The sequence below is a fragment of the Janthinobacterium sp. BJB401 genome (genome assembly GCF_013372745.1).
GTDB classification, from domain to species: domain Bacteria; phylum Pseudomonadota; class Gammaproteobacteria; order Burkholderiales; family Burkholderiaceae_D; genus Janthinobacterium; species Janthinobacterium rivuli.
In genome coordinates this window covers 121838-138884 of the sequence record NZ_JABXFH010000007.1, presented here as the reverse complement: position 1 = coordinate 138884, position 17047 = coordinate 121838, and the positions used below count along the sequence as shown (strand labels likewise).

11 protein-coding genes are annotated in these 17047 nt (G+C 61.7%); 4 read left to right on the top strand and 7 right to left on the bottom strand.

Annotated elements, in window-relative coordinates; translation table 11 throughout:
- Positions 1-32: 32 nt before the first annotated feature.
- The 5 genes from HWE17_RS07400 to tssF all read right to left on the bottom strand — a co-directional run bounded on the left by HWE17_RS07400 (position 33) and on the right by tssF (position 9332).
- Positions 33-1388 (bottom strand): virulence factor, encoded by a 1356-nt coding sequence (locus tag HWE17_RS07400; RefSeq protein ID WP_176388325.1) that lies wholly within the window; start codon positions 1386-1388, stop codon positions 33-35.
- 36 nt (positions 1389-1424) lie between these two features.
- Positions 1425-3638 carry a DUF3274 domain-containing protein gene (locus tag HWE17_RS07395; RefSeq protein WP_176388324.1) on the bottom strand — a complete coding sequence of 738 codons (2214 nt, stop codon included), beginning with the start codon at positions 3636-3638 and terminating at the stop codon, positions 1425-1427.
- A 42-nt stretch (positions 3639-3680) separates the two neighbouring features.
- Positions 3681-6416, bottom strand: a complete 2736-nt coding sequence (locus tag HWE17_RS07390) for a type VI secretion system Vgr family protein (RefSeq protein WP_176388323.1) — start codon at positions 6414-6416, stop codon at positions 3681-3683.
- Positions 6417-6495: 79 nt separating this feature from the next.
- On the bottom strand, positions 6496-7527 hold the full coding sequence (gene tssG, locus HWE17_RS07385; protein ID WP_176388322.1) for a type VI secretion system baseplate subunit TssG: 1032 nt from the start codon (positions 7525-7527) through the stop codon (positions 6496-6498).
- Entirely contained in the window at positions 7491-9332 is a 1842-nt protein-coding gene (gene tssF / locus HWE17_RS07380; RefSeq protein ID WP_176388321.1) for a type VI secretion system baseplate subunit TssF, read from the bottom strand. The genes tssG and tssF overlap by 37 nt, the downstream gene beginning before the upstream one ends.
- A gap of 486 nt (positions 9333-9818) precedes the next feature.
- Between tssF and leuA the strand changes: the two genes are divergently transcribed.
- Together leuA and HWE17_RS07370 are read left to right on the top strand one after the other, a co-directional pair.
- Positions 9819-11525 (top strand): 2-isopropylmalate synthase, encoded by a 1707-nt coding sequence (leuA, locus tag HWE17_RS07375; protein ID WP_035817753.1) that lies wholly within the window; start codon positions 9819-9821, stop codon positions 11523-11525.
- 167 nt (positions 11526-11692) lie between these two features.
- Positions 11693-13285: a methyl-accepting chemotaxis protein gene (locus tag HWE17_RS07370; protein ID WP_176388320.1), complete on the top strand. Its 1593-nt coding sequence runs from the start codon at positions 11693-11695 to the stop codon at positions 13283-13285.
- Between the two features lie 4 nt (positions 13286-13289).
- On the opposite strand, the gene egtB is transcribed toward HWE17_RS07370, so the two are convergent.
- Positions 13290-14522: an ergothioneine biosynthesis protein EgtB gene (gene egtB, locus HWE17_RS07365; protein ID WP_176388319.1), complete on the bottom strand. Its 1233-nt coding sequence runs from the start codon at positions 14520-14522 to the stop codon at positions 13290-13292.
- Positions 14523-14529: 7 nt separating this feature from the next.
- Complete coding sequence (gene egtD / locus HWE17_RS07360; RefSeq protein WP_255206147.1) at positions 14530-15522, bottom strand: L-histidine N(alpha)-methyltransferase; 993 nt, start codon at positions 15520-15522, stop codon at positions 14530-14532.
- 323 nt (positions 15523-15845) lie between these two features.
- Between egtD and HWE17_RS07355 the strand changes: the two genes are divergently transcribed.
- Positions 15846-16538 (top strand): ABC transporter ATP-binding protein, encoded by a 693-nt coding sequence (locus HWE17_RS07355; protein ID WP_034757401.1) that lies wholly within the window; start codon positions 15846-15848, stop codon positions 16536-16538.
- A 181-nt stretch (positions 16539-16719) separates the two neighbouring features.
- Positions 16720-17007, top strand: a complete 288-nt coding sequence (locus HWE17_RS07350) for a hypothetical protein (protein ID WP_034757399.1) — start codon at positions 16720-16722, stop codon at positions 17005-17007.
- Positions 17008-17047 lie beyond the last annotated feature (40 nt).

Genomic DNA, 17047 nt, shown 5'->3' with positions numbered 1-17047 from the left:
GAAAACGCCATCTGGCGCGCCATTCCCATCGCCTACTTCGAATACCCCTGCTCATTGAATTGCCCAGCATCCAGAGTCGCCCAGGCATGACGGATGCCCCACCACATCAGATAGGCATTGCCGCCGCCGCGCGCGCGGAACCACGGTTTCACTGGGTCGATGGGCCGCACCTTGGCCGGCGGCAGTATCAATACACCAGTCGTCTGGCCGGCGTCGCCGGTGCCCGCCACCAGCACGTTCTGGCCAAAGTGATTCGCCTGCGCGATGCCCAGCGCCACGTTCGTCAGGGCCGTGGCGGCGCCCATTTCGCCCAGCAAGGCCGGTGTATTAAAGCTTTGCTGGAGGAAATCGAAGGCCGGCAATTCCATCGTCAAGGTTTGCGCCAAGTGGGCGATGCGGTCGGGCGACGCTGGCCGAGTGTTGTTCGCGTCGTGGATTACATAACCAATATCTACCTCGCTCTTGCGTCCATTTCCTGCCGCCTGCGCCAGCGTCGCCTGCCACGCCTGCACGGTGGGCGGCGGCAAGCCCTTTTCCGCCCTAAAAGCGCTGACCTGCCGCGTGGCCGGATAGCCTATCCACGCCAGCGCATCGCGCTCCGTTTTGTAATGGGGACCGGCCAGCACCAGCAAGACCATGTTTTCATTGATCTGCTCATCTTTCGGAAAACTGGGCGCATCCCAGCTCATCACCCACACCGTTTCCTTCGGATGCGCCTGCAGATAATCGAGGGCGGCGGCCAGGGAAATGAATCCGGCATTCGCGCCACCGGCCGTCACGCGCACGTCGGGCGGGGTGGATTTGGTCCAGGAGTTGGGGAAACTTGGATTGCCGATTGAAAACGTATCGATGATTTCCTCGCGCAGAACCTCGCCTGCCTGGATGGGGTCAATCCGCTCTGCAGGCACCGTGTATTCGACATGGATACCCGCAAGTTCATTCCAGCCTTTTTTGTGTTTGAAGTCGTGTGCGTTATAAAAATAGGTGGGATTGGAAAAATACATGCCATGAAATCTTGCGATCATTTGGATCACATATTTACGATGATAGCCTTTGAAAGTACCTGTCGATTTATATGATGATGCTATATCAGACACATATTTTAATTCCGAAAATTTCTCTGGATATAGCTCCAACATATCATCTCTCTTATTCGGTCGCACCTTCCCCATAGCCCATAATAATTGCCACTCTGTTGAATAATCCTGACGCTGAAGCGGATTCAACCATTGCAGTCCTACAACTTGTGCAATGAATGGCTTGCCGACATCAATCGTGTCAACTTTATTTTTATCTGCATTCAATTCCGGCTTGACGGCACAAGAAGATAGCCCTATCGACGCCATGATTGCCGCGAAAGAAAATACTACAGAAGAATTTTTAGCCATAGCATCAGCCTTTAATTTTGTTTGTAAAATTTCAAATCACCTATTTTCGCGCAGACTCTTAATTTTCTCTGGCATTGACCCCTCTGCCGACTTACTCCACTCCATAACAGCAACCTCTCTGTATCTTCCTTTTTTAATGTATCTATCCAACAATATAAGTTCCTCATCAATCTCGAAATACTCAAGAAACCGCCAATCCGCCATCGTCCGCAACTCCCGCAAATCCGTTTCCAGCAAATGACAGCAGCCCACGGCCACGTCATACGCCAGCGCCTTTCTGGAGTGTTCGCTGTTGGTCAGGATGGTGGAGTGATCGGTGGCATACGTGCCGACATTGCCAGCGAGTCCCGCCTGGATTTTCCGCTGGCGCCATGCCGTGTATTGCGCGCTCGCCGTCTCGGGATGGTCTTCTTCCGTGACTTGTTTGCCTTTCTCGACCTTGCCTTCGCGCTTGGCCATCATGCGCAAGGAAGCGTGGTATTCGTATTGCAGGGCAGCTTCGCTCGCCTCGTTGCCGCGCGCCGCATCGGTGCGCTGTTGTTCGCCATGCAGGCCACCGCGCGGTATCGACAGCTCTCGCTCGCCATGGAACGGGTCGCCCGCCGGATGGGCGGCATCCTTGTTGCGATTCCAGCCATGCGGATGCAGTCCCATGTCGAAACTGGGGCAGATCTCGCCAAACAACTTCGCCTGCGGAAAGAAGGTCTCCGGCAGGTCGGGCGCTTCCAGCGGGATTTTCCAGTACTTGTCGGGCGAGGCATTGATACGCTTGCGCATCAATGCGGTGGCCATGATGGCGATGGGCGCAAACGCCACGGTGAGTATCCGGAACAGCCAGTTCTCTTGCGCTTCCACCCCCTTTTCCACGCTATAGGTGGAAATCATGGAAGGCGGATTCCAGAAATGGTCGCTGCCAAAATCGATGGCAGGACGATGGTCGCCCCAGTAGTCGTACGCGCCTTTTACGCCGACGGGAAAACCCTCGGCAAACACGCGCTGGGTCAATATTCCCTCCCCGCCCGCTCTGGCGATTTCACCCGGATCGAGCTTGCCCTGGCGGTCTTTCTTCGGCAGGCCATTCTTGTCCAGCACAGGGCCGGCCAGGCCGCGCCAGCCGATGCCTTGCACCGTCAATGACGAAATCACCTGGTCGTGCGGATTGCAATACAGGGTCACGCGTCCCACGGTCGCGCCCCGCACGCCATAACTGTCAATATCGTGCTGCGCCTTGAACGGGTGGTGCGCACTGCTCATGGCCTGGTCGATTTTCCCGGCTGGCCATTGTGCGGCGCGCCGCTCGCCGATGAGGGCAAAGAAGGCCGCCAGCGTGTCAAAGCGCGCCGCGGCCGTCTGGCGGCCAGTGCTGCCGTCGGCCGCCGTCAGATTCGACGACGTCCAGTTCTCCGCCATATTGTCTTCCACCACGCTGTACGGCGGATTGCACAGGACATAATTGTCGGCAATGCAAGGCCACATCCTGCCTTGGGAGTCCGCCACCTTGGGCAGCCGCTCGCCCAGAAAGGCCGCCGCCATGCTGACCATATTGCCCTGGCTATGGCATACGATGGTGATCGGCACATCGGCCTGCTTTTTCCGGATGGCCTCGATCAGCCGGGCCAGCCGGTAGGCGGCTAGCACGAAATACGGTCTTGGCGGGCAGGCGTACACCTGCCTGTCATTGGTCGGGTTCATGTGCTGGATCTGCATCCACAGGAAAAGTTGATCCGACAAGCCTTCGCCCCACAAGTCCGGCAGGGAACTGCAGCCATTGGCGAACGGTCCGCCGCCCCAGTAATTCTGCTCGTTCAGGAAAATGCCGTCGCCATACGTCTGCAACTCGATATCATTGGCTGCGTAACCCCAGCGAAAGCGGATCACGGGCGAATAGCCATCGCCCTCCATGAAGGTTCTCGGTTTCATCAGGGGATTGATGAAGCCGTCGCGCGTCAGCTGCGGCAAATAGCGGGCCGGCGTCATGGCGATGCCCTCCTGGGCGCCGCGCCCGGCATCGTGTACGCGCCGGTGCAGGCGTGCATTCAATCCCGCGCACAGACCGGTTTCCGCCTCGTCATACCACTCGCCATCGGAGTTGACGCCATGCACGAAGATCATGATGCCCGGCAAAGGCAGGCGCGTGGTAATCGGCAGCGTGTCATGGTCGAAGCGCAGCAGGCCGTCTTTTTCGCCTATCTGCAGGTATTTGCTTTCATCGAAGGGCAAGGAACCCGCCTTGGGCTTGTGTACACTCATGCTTGACTCCCATTCATGACGCAGAAGGTGCAATATCGATGCTCAGTCGCGCGGCCTGAAAATACGCACCTTGAGTTTTTCCAGGCTGTCGCCCACGATGGCCGCGCCCTTGCCCTCGCTGTCGGCATCGACGACTTGCTGCGCGCCATCCTCGCGCTCGACAACGATCTTGACGCCACTGACGGGACTGCCATCGAGGCCGGAAAGCACCTGCGGCATGCGGCCCAGGTCGCCCTCGTCAAAGCTCGGCAGTTCAGCCTTGCTGCTGGCCGGCCCATTCCAGTGATGGCCGTCGGTCTTGATGGTCAGCGCACCCGGACCACCGAGTTCCACGCTGCCGCCCGCCAGTTTCAGATAGGCGCCGCCGGCCGTCATGAAGGTGATTTCATCCTGCGCCATGCCGATCAGGCGGGTATTCGCCGTCAATTTCAGGGCCTTGGCGGCGTTCAGCTGCATCTCGTCAAACTGGCTCTGCATGAGAAATTTGCCATGGTGCGCGATCTGGGCGATACCGCCCTTGTGGGCAAACACGGATACGCCATCGCCGGCCTGTACGCTGCAGCGCTGGCCCGCGATCACGTGCACGTGCTGCTGCGCCACCGTGTCGACATTCACGCCGGCGTAGCTGACGATGGTCTTCGGACTGCTCAGCGCCAGCCCCGCAGGCGCCGTCAGGCTGGCAGTGGGCGCCTCGGCAGCAGCGACCGCCTCTTGCAAGGCGGCGGCGGGCGCCACGTCGACCGGCAGCGCCTGATGCGCGCCAGCGTACTCGCCCAGCGATTTGAACAGGTTCAAACATTCCTGCATCAGGGCCACATGCTCCTCGGCCGATAACTGGCCGCCTGCGGCGTCGAGCCGCCGCCAGGCCGACAGCAGCAGTGCCTTGCCGCTGCGCACGGCGCCGCCATGATCGCTGCGCAACTCGAAACCATCGCCGCGCTGCCGTCCCGCGCCGCCTGCGCGCGGCTCGACGAGGAAGCCCAGGTTAAGCTCGGTGGCGGCGTGATCGCTGGCCAGCTGGGCACTGATCTGCCCGGGCGTATCGTCGAAACGCAGCTGATTGCCGCCCTGGCCGCGCACTTCACGGCTGCGCATGCCCGCCAGGTAGCGGTTGCCCGGCAGCGCGCCGCGCTTGCTGAGCGCCGGTGGCGGCGCCACGGCGTTGAACAATTGTCCCAGCACAATGGGCCGGTCAGGGTCGCCCGCCAAAAACCCGATCAGCACTTCCGACCCGACTCTCGGCAAGGCCAAGGTGCCGCACTGGTGCGCGCTGCCCTGTCCATCGCCAGCCCAGTTGCTGACGACGCGCAGCCAGGCCGTGTCGCGCTCCGTGTCCGAAGCGCCGGAACCTTGCGCATGCGCATGGTCGGCGGCGCGGGTGGCGGGAAAGCGCACCTTGATGCGCCCTTGCTCGTCGCAATGCACTTCTTCGCCGCTGGGCCCGACGACGATGGCGCTTTGCAGTTGCGGCTGGGGCACGTCGCGCTGCGGATCGAATGCGGGAACCAGGACCACGCTGGCGCGCACGCAACTGAAGCGCATGCGATAACGCGGCGTTTGTGGCCCGAATGCTTCTTGCCCCGGCCAAGCGCTGGCGGCGAACAGGCGCGCGATGCGCGGATCCAGGGCTTGCGGCAGATTGTTGCTGGCATGCACTTCCAATGCCGTGACCAGGAAACGCCGGCCATCCGGCCGATGCTGGTCGATCTCGGGATGACCTTCCAGGCTGAACTGCTGGCCCGCGCACATCGAACGCACCACGCCCTCGCCATGAAAACACTTGGTTTCCACATCGTGGCGCGCCATCGCCAGCAAACCCAGCTGTCGAAAATCCTCAGCATCATTGCCCAGGTGCGGCGTCGCCACAGAATAGTCGTCGAGGCTGGCGGCAAAGCTATTGCCGCTGGCACCCTGATCCGCCATCCCGCCAGCGTCCACCTGCATGAACTGGCGGTTGCGCGGCGCCGCATAATCCCAGCTGTGGTAGCCGGCACTGCCGGCTTGCAAGGTGCGCACGGCACCCCAGGCCGTGATGGTATCGCTCTCTTCGGTGGCGTCGGCGCGGTGGTAGCGGATCACGGGCGCCACATTCTCAGGCAGGCGGCCGCCATCATCGAACAGCAACAGGACGTGCGACGGCATGGCGTCGGACGCCCCGCTCTGCGCGGCGCCAGGCTGGATGACCCAGGAAATGCCGCGCCGCCGCAGCAGGCGCCGGATGAATGCGGCATCGGATTCATTGTGCTGCATGGTCAATTCACGGGCCGGAAAAGGACGGCCGGCCAGGGCCTGATCGATTTTGCAAGCAAACGTGGCGCCGATGATGGTGTTGCCTAGCCGCCATTCGGCAATCAGCAATTCGACGATCTCCAGCTCCGTCTTGCCACGAAAAACCCGCGTGTTGCGGCGCTTCTCCATCAAGGTCAGCGTATCGTGCAGCACCAGCTGGTAGGTGGCAAGGCCGCCATCGCTCAGCCCGGCGGAAGCCTGCGCGACGATGCCGCACACGCTGCGCAATTGCCCCATATCGGTGACAATTTGCAACTCCGCCGGGACACCGATGAACTGCTTGAGCGGCAAATGCGCATCGAGCGAGACGCAACGTATGGTGTACTCGAGGCTGGCGCAAATGGCTTCGCGGCCGTCTACCTGCTGCGGCAACAGGACATCGTCGTTGACGCCGTCCGCATACGCCAGCCGCAGGCGCAACGGACGGTTACTGGAGTTCAACTCCTTCGCCGCCAGCATGAACTGCATGAAGTCGTCCGCGCTATCCATTCACTCTCCCTGAATGCCGATACACATCGTCCCAAGCTCATCAGTATTCATACATTTACCAGCGGCCAGTTGCGGCGCATCAAGCGGCACCGGGAAATCGGATCTCATAGCGCATGGCGTCGCAGTCGCTGCCTGCCGCTCCCGCCAGCAAACGTGCTGCCTGCCCCAGGCGGGCTGCGCCCTGCTCCATCCTGGCCGTCAGGCTGCTGCCGCGCACATCGGCAGCGCGCAGGATCAAGCGGATTTCGTATTGCACGCAAGGCAGGCCAAACAGGCTCAACATGCTTTTCAACGCCATGGCGCCTGAGTTTCCAGGCAGAAAATCGTCGAACCGTGCCCGCGTCAAAGGGCCCAGGTACACGCGCACACGCAAATCCCGGCGCCGGCAGCGCGCACCGAGCATGGCGCCCTGCCCCAGGCTCACATTGCTGCGATCGAGCAGGGAATGCTCATCGCTTGGGCGCAAGTGCCAGGTGCTGATGAAGGACTCGATGCGCAAGGGCACACCGAAATAGTCGCCCAGCACACCGGCCATCAATTCGGCGCTGACGGGCCGCTGCCGCAGCGCCGCAGCGTAATAAGCGAGCGCTTCCGGCGGCAATGCGCCACTGCCAGCCTGGTGCGACGGCCAGGCGCCAGCCAGCGCCAGCTGCAGTGACAAGAACCCGGGGCGGCCGTCTGCGTCGACCTGGCACTCGATCCGGCTGCCGGCCCAGGCCTGATACAGCAGCACGGGAGCGCGTTGCGACAGGGCATCGAGAAATGCGCGCGCGCCCGCATTGCCCGTCGCCCGCTCCTGGCGCACCAGCCGCTCCGTATAGTGCAGGGGCAAGGTGCCGTTCACACCCAGTAAACCCGCGAAACTGGGGCGCAGGTGCAGGCGGCCATGCTCGCTGTCATGCCACACCGCCTCGATCTCGCAGGCGGGAAACACCAGGGCAACGCTATGATGGAAACGCACGCCATCGTGCAATGCGGAATCGGCGCACGCCCCCTGCCGGCATAGCCAGCGTTCGAGCAAGCGCACCGTCTGGAAGAAGCCGAAACGGTATGGCGCCTGGGACAACAGCGCGATTACGCCAGCGTCTGCTGGCCATTGCGGGGCAGGCATCGCAGCAACTCCTTCCCACTTTTGTGCGACATCAGGAGCAGGCGGCAATAGCTGTTCACATGCACATACATGCCCAGCACATGGTCGATCACTTGCGCAAAGACATGCAGGCCGCTGCCGACATACGCTTCTTCCTCCACGGTCAGCAAGACGTCGATGCCAAATACCAGCACACCGCCACTGGCGTCGGGCATCCAGGTACTGCTGGCGCGGTGCGTCATGGCCTTGATGCCTTGAATTTGCCGTTGCGACATCAAGGAAGCGGGCAAATCATGCAGCGCCAGCATTTCCTGAAACAAGGCCACACCATCGTCCAGCAAAGATTGATGATTCAAGGACAGCAATGCCAGCAAGCGGGCCTGCGCAGCCAGGTCGGCCTTGAAGCGATACGCCGGACTCGGCTGACGCAACAGGCGTACCGGCAAGGCGCCAGCCGCCCCCTCGTGCCGCAAGTCGCCACCGGGCGCGCCGAATGGCAATGCGCTCGGCAAATCGCGATTGCTGCACGTCAGGTCGACCGATACCGTCGCCATGCCGGCATGCGTATCGTCCTCGTCGCTGTCAACAAACGCCAGGCTGCTTTCGTAACCGGGATGGCTGAGCGCCCGCGCCTCATCGCGCCGCAACACCCAGTAGCGGCGCTTCGCTCCGCCAGCCTGCCCGTGGTGCATGGCATAAAACGGCTGGCAATGCGTGACCGTACTGGCATGCTCGCCCTGCCGCACCAGGCGCACGGCGTCGACACTATGGATGTCATACGCATGCGCATATTTATGTTCGGCGAGCAGCGGATACTCGCTGTGCGTTTGCGTCAGCCTGATCGGCGCTGCCGCCTGCTGGAACAGATTCATCACCGGCGTGCAGGCAAGCAGCAAATTTGTTGCCGATACGGAGCGCAGCAGACGTGCTGCGGCGCTGCTGGCAGCGATGTCCCGCAGGCCGAGGTGCAAGCTCCAGCGCTCGCATCCAGGCGGCAACAGTGGTGTGATCTGGCCGAGGTCGATATCAAAAAACTGGAACTTTTCAGGGCAGGCAAAGTATTCGGTCAGCAAACAATAGGCACGATGCGTGCCTGGCTTGCGCGGCAACAGCGCTTCCTCCGGCAAAAAACCGACGGCGCGCAGCGGCACTTGCGCCAGCGGCAAGCGCACGCCGCCGGCCTCGATCCAGGCATGCGCGGCATGCAGGAACAGGGCATCGCGCAAGGTGGCGGTGAGCGATGGCGTGCCGTCGATGAAGACGCGCAAGGCAGGCAAGGTCAATTGCTCCAGCGTGCCGGTGGCTGACGTGGACACGATATCGATGGCGAGCGCGGTCGATATGTCGGGGGGCAGATGAATCGCCGCCGTCACATCAATCATGGGAAGGAAACGCGCGCCGGCAAGGCTGAGCGGCGCCAGCACCACGTCATAGGCGGTGCGAAACTTGCAGACGACGCCCTGATACTGCGGTGCATGCATCAAGGTTCCACGCGGCAGGGTATCGATGCCGTCGCGCGCCTGGCCCAGTGCGCCACCGGCGTCCACATGGGCAATCGAACACGCGGGAAACGGCCGCAGGTAGTGCGGAAAATTTACTTCCAGCATGGACTCGGTGAAAACACGGCGTGCATCATCGATTTTCTTGGCCGTGCGGGCATTGCACAGGGCATACGCTTCAATCAGGCGTTCAATGTGCGGATCCTGGCAGTTGCTGCCCACGATACCCAGTGCGGCAGCGACACCAGGATAGCGCGCGGCAAATTCCTGCTGATGCGTACGCAACATGCCCAGTTCGAGTTCATAGTATTTCAGCAAAGATTCCATGCCGGCGACTCCCAAGCAGGACGGGCGACACACGTCGCCAGACGGAAACTGCATTATTCAACAATGATAAAAAAGTAAGTTGCGCAGGAACAATAAGTCCACCTGCGGCGTGGCAGCGTCGTCGTTCCCTGCTGAAATATGCTTGACAGCCCCGCCCGACTTCCCTTACATTGAGTGCATGTCCTCCTTCAAACATTCCTCCCCTTCCCTGCTGTCGCTATCGCGACTACTACCAGCACGCGCATAAGTTTGCCGCATTGCTTCGCCTGGCCACACGCCGGCGTGTTTCAAAAACCCTGGAAGGTTTGATGATGTTTGCACCATCCCCCGCTACACCCGTATTTTCTGACGCGACCGCCGCTGGCGCCGTTGCCGTCCTTTGCCTGCTAAAACTACCGATCGCTTGCCTGGCCTAGTGTTGCGTGGCCGCCCGGCAAGCTTGCGCCACAACCATTGATTTCCCCCTATCTTCAGGAGTACCCGATCATGATGTTGCAGAATCCAGCTTCCAAATACCGCGCCTTTCCTCCAGTTAAATTGACCGACCGTCAATGGCCGAACCAGATCATCAGCAAACCGCCGATCTGGATGAGCACCGACTTGCGCGACGGCAACCAGTCGCTGATCGAGCCGATGAGCGCGGAAAAGAAGCTGCGGTTCTTCGAGATGCTGATCGCCATCGGCCTGAAGGAAATCGAAGTGGGTTTCCCATCGGCATCGCAAACGGACTTCGATTTCGTGCGCAAGCTCGTCGATGAAGGCCGCATCCCGGACGACGTCACCATCATCGTGCTGACACAGTCGCGTGAAGAATTGATCCGCCGCACGGTGGAATCGGTCGTCGGCGCCAAGCGCGCCATCGTGCACCTGTACAACTCCGTGGCCCCCGTGTTCCGCAAGGTCGTGTTCGGCATGTCGCGCGAGGAAATCACGAACATCGCCACCACCGGCACCACCCTCGTGAAACAGCTGGTGGCCCAGCATCCGCAAACGGAATGGGGCTTTGAATACACGCCGGAATCGTTCTCGACGACGGAACTCGATTTCTCCAAGCATATCTGCGACGCCGTCAGCGCCATCTGGAAGCCGACGCCCGCCAACAAGATGATCATCAACCTGCCATCGACCGTGGAATGCAGCACGCCCAACGTGTATGCGGACCAGATCGAATGGATGTCGCGCAAGCTGGCGCGCCGCGATTCCATCATCATCAGCGTGCACCCGCATAACGACCGCGGCACGGCCGTCGCGTCGGCCGAGCTGGCCGTGATGGCGGGCGCCGACCGCGTGGAAGGCTGTTTGTTCGGCAATGGCGAGCGCACCGGCAACGTCGACCTGGTCACGTTGGCGATGAACTTGTACACGCAGGGCGTGCATCCGGGCCTGGATTTCTCCGACATCGACAGCGTGCGCAAGTGCGTGGAAGAGTGCAACCAGTTGCCCGTCCACCCGCGCCACCCGTATGCGGGCGACCTGGTCTTCACTGCCTTCTCCGGCTCGCACCAGGATGCGATCAAGAAAGGTTTTGCCAAACAACAACCGGACAGCATCTGGGAAGTGCCGTACTTGCCAATCGACCCGGCCGACCTGGGCCGCAGCTACGACGCCGTGATCCGCGTCAACAGCCAGTCCGGCAAGGGCGGCATGGCGTACTTGCTGGAACAGGAATACGGCCTGGTCTTGCCACGCCGCCTGCAGATCGAATTCTCGCGCGCCGTGCAAGCCGTGGCCGACGCCACGGGCCGCGAAATCGCCGCGCAGGATATCCATGACATCTTCCAGAAGGAATACCTGGAGCAGACGGCGCCGTACGCCTACGCCTCGCACCGCATGGTGGAAGACACGAGCAGCGACGAATCCGTGCAGATCGACATCAGCCTGTCGCACCGCCAGACGCCGCTGGCCCTGCAAGGCGGCGGCAATGGCCCCATCGACGCCTTCGTCAATGCGCTCGGTCTCGACATCAAGCTGATGGATTACCATGAACACTCGATCGGCTCCGGCGCCAACGCGCAAGCGGCTTGCTATGTGGAATTGCGCCTCGACAACGGCCCGACCCTGTTCGGCGCCGCCATCGACAGCAATATCGTCACCGCCTCGTTCAAGGCTGTCTTGTCGGCCGTGAACCGCCGCATCGGGCAGACGGACGCCGAAAAAACAACAGCGGCCGACGTGGCTGCCAGCGCCGCCTGAGTCTTTTCAGCGCGCTCCATAGGGAGAAAAAGCGGTACGGCTTGATCGCCGTGCCGCTTTTTCATTTCTATGAGGCAATTAGTAGTGCAAATCATGTATCGCCAGCCGTATAATCGTTTCATAACAAGACCACCGGAGACAGATCATTAGCTACCGAGGGAATCAGTATGAAATTGACGGACATGAAGATAGGCGTGCGCCTGGGCGCCGGTTTTGGCGTGGTGCTGCTGCTGATGGCAGTGCTGGTGGGCACGGGCCTGCTGCGCCTGGACAAGATCGGCGCGCTCAGCGAAGCCATCATCGAGAAAGACTGGGCCAAGGCCGACGCCATCGCCACGATCCGCAGCACCACGCGTTCGAACGCGGCACTGGTGCTGGAGCTGTTCATCCATGAAGATCCGGCCCGTGCCAACGCCATCCACGGCGAAATCGACGCCAACAAAGCCACCATCACCGATGCGCTGGCCATCCTCGACCGCCTGATCGTGCTGCCTGAAGGCAAGGAACTGCTGGCCACCCTGAAGCAGCAGCGCAAGGCTTATGTCGTGTCGTTCAGCCAGGCCGACAAGCTGCTGGTGGCGGGACAGCGCGCGGAAGCGGCCATGCACGTGCGCGACGATACCCTGCCCGCCCTGAACCAATTGCAACAATCCGTGAACCGCCTGAATGAAATCCAGCGCGGCGTGGTCGTGCATGGCGGCCAGCAGATCAAGCAGAATATTTCCGCGGCGAATGTACTGATGGCCAGCCTGGGCACGGCCGCGCTGCTGCTGGGCGTGCTCTTCGCCTGGCGGGTCACGCGCTCGATCACCACGCCGATCGCGTATGCCCTGCGCGTGGCGCAAGCCGTGGCAGGAGGCGACCTGAGCAGTAAAATCGTGGCCGACGGCAAGGATGAAGCGGGCCAGTTGCTGCAGGCCCTGCGCGACATGAATACCAACCTGGCCACCCTGGTGGGACAAGTGCGCGGTGGCACGGGCACGATCGCCGTGGCGTCGAGCCAGATCGCCAGCGGCAATGCCGACCTGTCGGCCCGCACGGAGGCGCAAGCCAGCGCGCTGGAAGAGACGGCTTCGTCGATGATCGAACTGACGGGCACCGTGCGCAGCAATAGCGACAATGCGCGCCAGGCCGACAGCCTGGCCCGCTCGGCGTCAAGCATCGCGCAGCGCGGCGGCTCGGCCATGGCGGAAGTGATCGGCACCATGGACGCCATCAATGCCTCGTCGCGCAAGATCGTCGACATCATCGCCGTCATCGATGGCATCGCCTTCCAGACGAATATCCTGGCCCTGAACGCGGCTGTCGAGGCAGCGCGTGCCGGCGAGCAAGGCCGTGGCTTTGCCGTCGTGGCCTCCGAAGTGCGCAACCTGGCACAACGCTCGGCGGCGGCGGCGAAGGAAATCAAGGAACTGATCGCCGACTCCGTCAGCCGGGTCGATCAAGGCGCGCAACTGGTCAGCCAGGCGGGCGCCACCATGGATGAAGTGGTGGCCAGCGTGGGCCGGGTCAGCGCCATCGTCGGTGAAATCAGCGTCGCCAACCACGAGCAAAGCGAAGGCATCGAGCAAATCAATGCGGCCATCATGCAGATGGATCAGACGACGCAGCAAAACGCGGCCCTCGTCGAGGAAGCCGCCGCGGCGGCGGCAGCCATGCATGAACAGGCGGGCGAACTGGAAACCCTCGTCAGCCAGTTCAAGCTGGAACAGAATGCCGGTGGCAAAGTGCCCTCACCTGCTGTCCCGCGCTTGCACTAAGTTGCTATTCCACCTGGCGTGCCAGGCGGATGCCCGTAAATTGCCAGCGCGCGCCGGCCGGGAAGAAATTGCGGTAGCTGGCGCGTGCATGGCCGGCCGGCGTGGCGCACGACGAGCCGCGCAGCACATACTGATTCAGCATGAACTTGCCGTTGTATTCGCCGAGCGCGCCGGGCGCCGGGCGGTAACCGGGATACGGCGCGTAGCTGCTGCTGGTCCACTGCCAGCAGTGGCCGAACATTTGCCGCAATCCCGTTCCCGGCGCGCCGGCGGCCGGATGCAGCTGGCCCACTTCCACGGCGACGCCTTGCGCCGCCACTTCCCACTCCGCTTCCGTCGGCAGGCGCGCGCCAGCCCAGTGCGCATAGGCATCCGCCTCGAACAGGGACAAATGCGTGGCCGGCGCATGCGGGTCGAGCGGACGCAAGCCAAATAAGGTGAATTCCTGCCAGTGGCCGGCATCATCGCGCTGCCAGTACAGCGGACATTGCAACTGCTGACTGCGCACCCAGTCCCAGCCTTCGGCCAGCCACAAATGCGCCGTGCGGTAGCCGCCCGCCTCGATGAAAGCGAGATAATCGCCATTCGTCACCAGCGCGCTGGCCAGTTCGAACGGCGCCACGTATTGCGGATGGCGCGGCAATTCATTGTCAAAGCAAAAACCATCGCCCGCATGGCCGATCTGCGCCAGGCCGCCGTCGAAGGCGAGCCAGGCCGTGGACTGCGCAGCTTGCGGCGCTGGCGGAGCGGCGTTATCAAGATAAGCGGGAAACAGGGCGCTCTGCGCCAGCAGGTGCTTGACGTCCGTCAACAGCAACTCCTGGTGCTGCTGCTCGTGTTCGAGGCCCAGCGCCAGCAGCATGGTCAGCCGTTCGCGCTCGCCGCGCGCCAGTTCGCCCGCCAGCAGACGCGCGATGCGCGCATCGACGTTGGCCCGGTAGGCGCGCACGACATCCATGCCGGGCCGCGTCAGCAAACCCCGCTGGGCGCGCGGGTGCTTTTCGCCCACGCCGTTGTAATAGGAATTGAACAGCACGCGGAAGGCCGGGTGGAACGGCGCGAACGCCGCTTCCATGCTTTCCAGGATAAACGTTTCGAAAAACCAGGTGGTATGCGCGAGGTGCCATTTCACGGGACTGGCGTCCGGCATCGACTGGGCGCCGCAATCCTCGTCGGACAGGGGTTCGGCCAGCAGCAGCGAATGTTGGCGCACCTTGTTGTAATGATCGATCAGCATCTGTTTCTTAGTCCCGGATCACTCTGGCGTAAATCACGGCAAACCACTGCTGCGGGTCCGTCCAGACTTGCACGGTGGAAAAACCCGCCTGCTCCAGCAAGCCGACGAAGGTGGCGCGCGTGTATTTGTAGCTGTCTTCCGTATGGATGCGCTCGCCCTTCGCGAAGCGCCGCTGGCCGCCTTTCCAATGGACAAGCTGTTCACTGCGCGCTTCCAGGTGCATCTCGACGCGGCGCTCGTCGGCATTGAAAAAGCCGTGGTGCTGCCAGGCGCGCACGTCGAAGTCGGCGCCGATCAGGCCGTTCACGTGGCGCAGCATGTTCAGGTTGAAGGCGGCCGTCACGCCCAAGGCGTCGTCATAGGCCGCGTCGAGGATGGCATCGTCCTTGATCAGGTCGACGCCGATCAGCAGGCCGCCGTCGCCGTCCGCATTCGCGCGCAGGCGGCGCAAAAAGGCGGTTGCTTGCTCAGGCGCAAAATTGCCGATCGACGAGCCGGGATAGAAGAATAATCGCCGCGCCTCGCGCACGCTGTCGGGCAAGTCCAGGCGGCTGGAGAAATCCAGGCCCAGGCCCGTCATTTCGATGTGCGGAAAGCGCTGCTGCAGCCGGCTCAGCGATTCGCTGAGGAAATCGTAAGAAATGTCCACGGCGACGTACTGGGCCGGGTGCAGAAGGGGGAACAGGCTGGCGGCCTTGGCGCAATTTCCCGCGCCCAGGTCGATCAGGGTGCTGCCCGGCCCTACGGCATGGGCGATCTCGGCGCCGTGGCGGGCGAAGATGGCCGCTTCCGTGCGCGTCGGGTAGTACTCGGGCAAGGCGCAAATGGCTTCGAACAGTTTCGAACCGAGCGCGTCGTACAGGTACTTGGGCGACGTCCAGGCATCGCGCGCCAGCAGGCCGCTGCTGATCTCGGCTATCGTGGCAGGAGTGGCGCTGGCCGCTTCTACGTTGCTGGCGGGATACAAATTAAACTGCTGTTGCGCAAGTGGCATGGTCATGGGCTGGCGTCGTCAATGTTAGGTTCACGAAGGGCTTGCACGGTCAGCCACCGGGCGCGCCGCCCCTGCCGTAGCGGTTTGCGGGCGCCTTGCCGATGACTTTTTTCCATCATAACGGAATCCGCGCAAGCCAGCCGTGCGGCAGGTAACTTAAGGTCAAACCGGCAGTGTGAACACAAAAGTGGTATTGCCAAGCAAAAAGCATAAGCCTGTCGTATACTACACATTGCCGGCCAAACAATCCGCGCCCCTTTGCAGTTCCCAGGCCCCCCTCTCCCCCGCGTGCCTCCCTTTACGATAGCCGTTATTAATCAAGATCAACCATGCTCGAATTGCGCCATCTGTCGAAGTCCTATGCCAACGCCCGTCCCGTGCTGGCCAACATTTCCTGCCGTTTCAAGGCCGGGGAATTCATCGCCATCATGGGCGACTCGGGCGTGGGCAAGTCGACACTGCTGAACCTGATCGCCGGCCTCGATACGCCCGACGCGGGTGCCGAAGCGCACCCTATCCTGGTGGACGGCATTGCCATGTCCAGCCTCGATGACGCCGCCGCGACCCGGCTGCGTCGCGCCCGCATGGGCTTTATTTTCCAGGCCTTCCACGTCTTGCCGCACCTGACCCTGCTGCAAAACGTGGCCCTGCCGCTGCTGCTCAACGGACTGCCCCAGGAGCGTGCCGCCAGCATGCTCGAGGCGGTCGGCCTGGGCGGACGCGGCGGCGACTTTCCGCAGCAATTGTCCGGCGGCGAAATGCAGCGCGTGGCCATCGCCCGCGCGCTCGTCCACAAGCCGGCGCTGGTGCTGGCCGACGAGCCCACGGGCAACCTCGACCCGGACACGGCGCACAGCATCCTGCAATTGCTGCGCGCCGAAATCAAGGCCAACGGCAGTTGCGCGATCATGGTCACGCATTCGCTGGCCGCCGCCGAAATGGCGGACCGGACCATGATTTTGACGAAAAGCGGATTACAAAATACAACAATCGTCAACCAAATTGATCAAACAATCAGTTAATTTAACTGACCATCTGTCACAAGTTTTGTTATCGTAGTATTATTTAAATCACTTGCCTGGTTATCAATGTTGTAACGCGAATGGTGTACTACGTCACCCGGACAGCCGTACTGCGATGACGAACTATAGCCGGGACCGCGTAAAGTGGTCTCGTCCCTTGCATAACCTGAAGGAGGAGTAAATGAACGTTCGGCAAAAGAAGCTGGAAATGATTGAAGCGATGAACCGGGCGCGTGCGCTCGAACCATCGAGTTTTGTGCCCAACAAGCTGCTCGATACCCTGATCGAGAAGCTGAACCTGAAAAATGATGCGGAACTGTGCCGTGTACTGGAGGTCCAGCCCCCCATCATCAGCAAGATTCGGCACGGCAAACTGTCGGTCGGTGCAACGATTTTATTGCGCATGCATGAAAAATCGGACATCACCATCCGCGAACTGAAGGAACTGTCCGCCACGCCAGTCCATTGATATACCCGCTGTTGTAATGCCATGCCAGGCACCCAGGTCC

Bases quoted from the DNA above. Each gene is read 5' to 3' on its own strand.
- HWE17_RS07400 (WP_176388325.1), bottom strand. From the start codon at position 1,388: ATGGCTAAAAATTCTTCTGTAGTATTTTCTTTCGCGGCAATCATGGCG.
- HWE17_RS07395 (WP_176388324.1), bottom strand. From the start codon at position 3,638: ATGAGTGTACACAAGCCCAAGGCGGGTTCCTTGCCCTTCGATGAAAGC.
- HWE17_RS07350 (WP_034757399.1), top strand. From the start codon at position 16,720: ATGAACGTTCGGCAAAAGAAGCTGGAAATGATTGAAGCGATGAACCGG.
- tssG (WP_176388322.1), bottom strand. From the start codon at position 7,527: ATGCCTGCCCCGCAATGGCCAGCAGACGCTGGCGTAATCGCGCTGTTG.
- HWE17_RS07370 (WP_176388320.1), top strand. From the start codon at position 11,693: ATGAAATTGACGGACATGAAGATAGGCGTGCGCCTGGGCGCCGGTTTT.
- tssF (WP_176388321.1), bottom strand. From the start codon at position 9,332: ATGGAATCTTTGCTGAAATACTATGAACTCGAACTGGGCATGTTGCGT.
- HWE17_RS07355 (WP_034757401.1), top strand. From the start codon at position 15,846: ATGCTCGAATTGCGCCATCTGTCGAAGTCCTATGCCAACGCCCGTCCC.
- egtB (WP_176388319.1), bottom strand. From the start codon at position 14,522: ATGCTGATCGATCATTACAACAAGGTGCGCCAACATTCGCTGCTGCTG.
- egtD (WP_255206147.1), bottom strand. From the start codon at position 15,522: ATGACCATGCCACTTGCGCAACAGCAGTTTAATTTGTATCCCGCCAGC.
- leuA (WP_035817753.1), top strand. From the start codon at position 9,819: ATGATGTTGCAGAATCCAGCTTCCAAATACCGCGCCTTTCCTCCAGTT.
- HWE17_RS07390 (WP_176388323.1), bottom strand. From the start codon at position 6,416: ATGGATAGCGCGGACGACTTCATGCAGTTCATGCTGGCGGCGAAGGAG.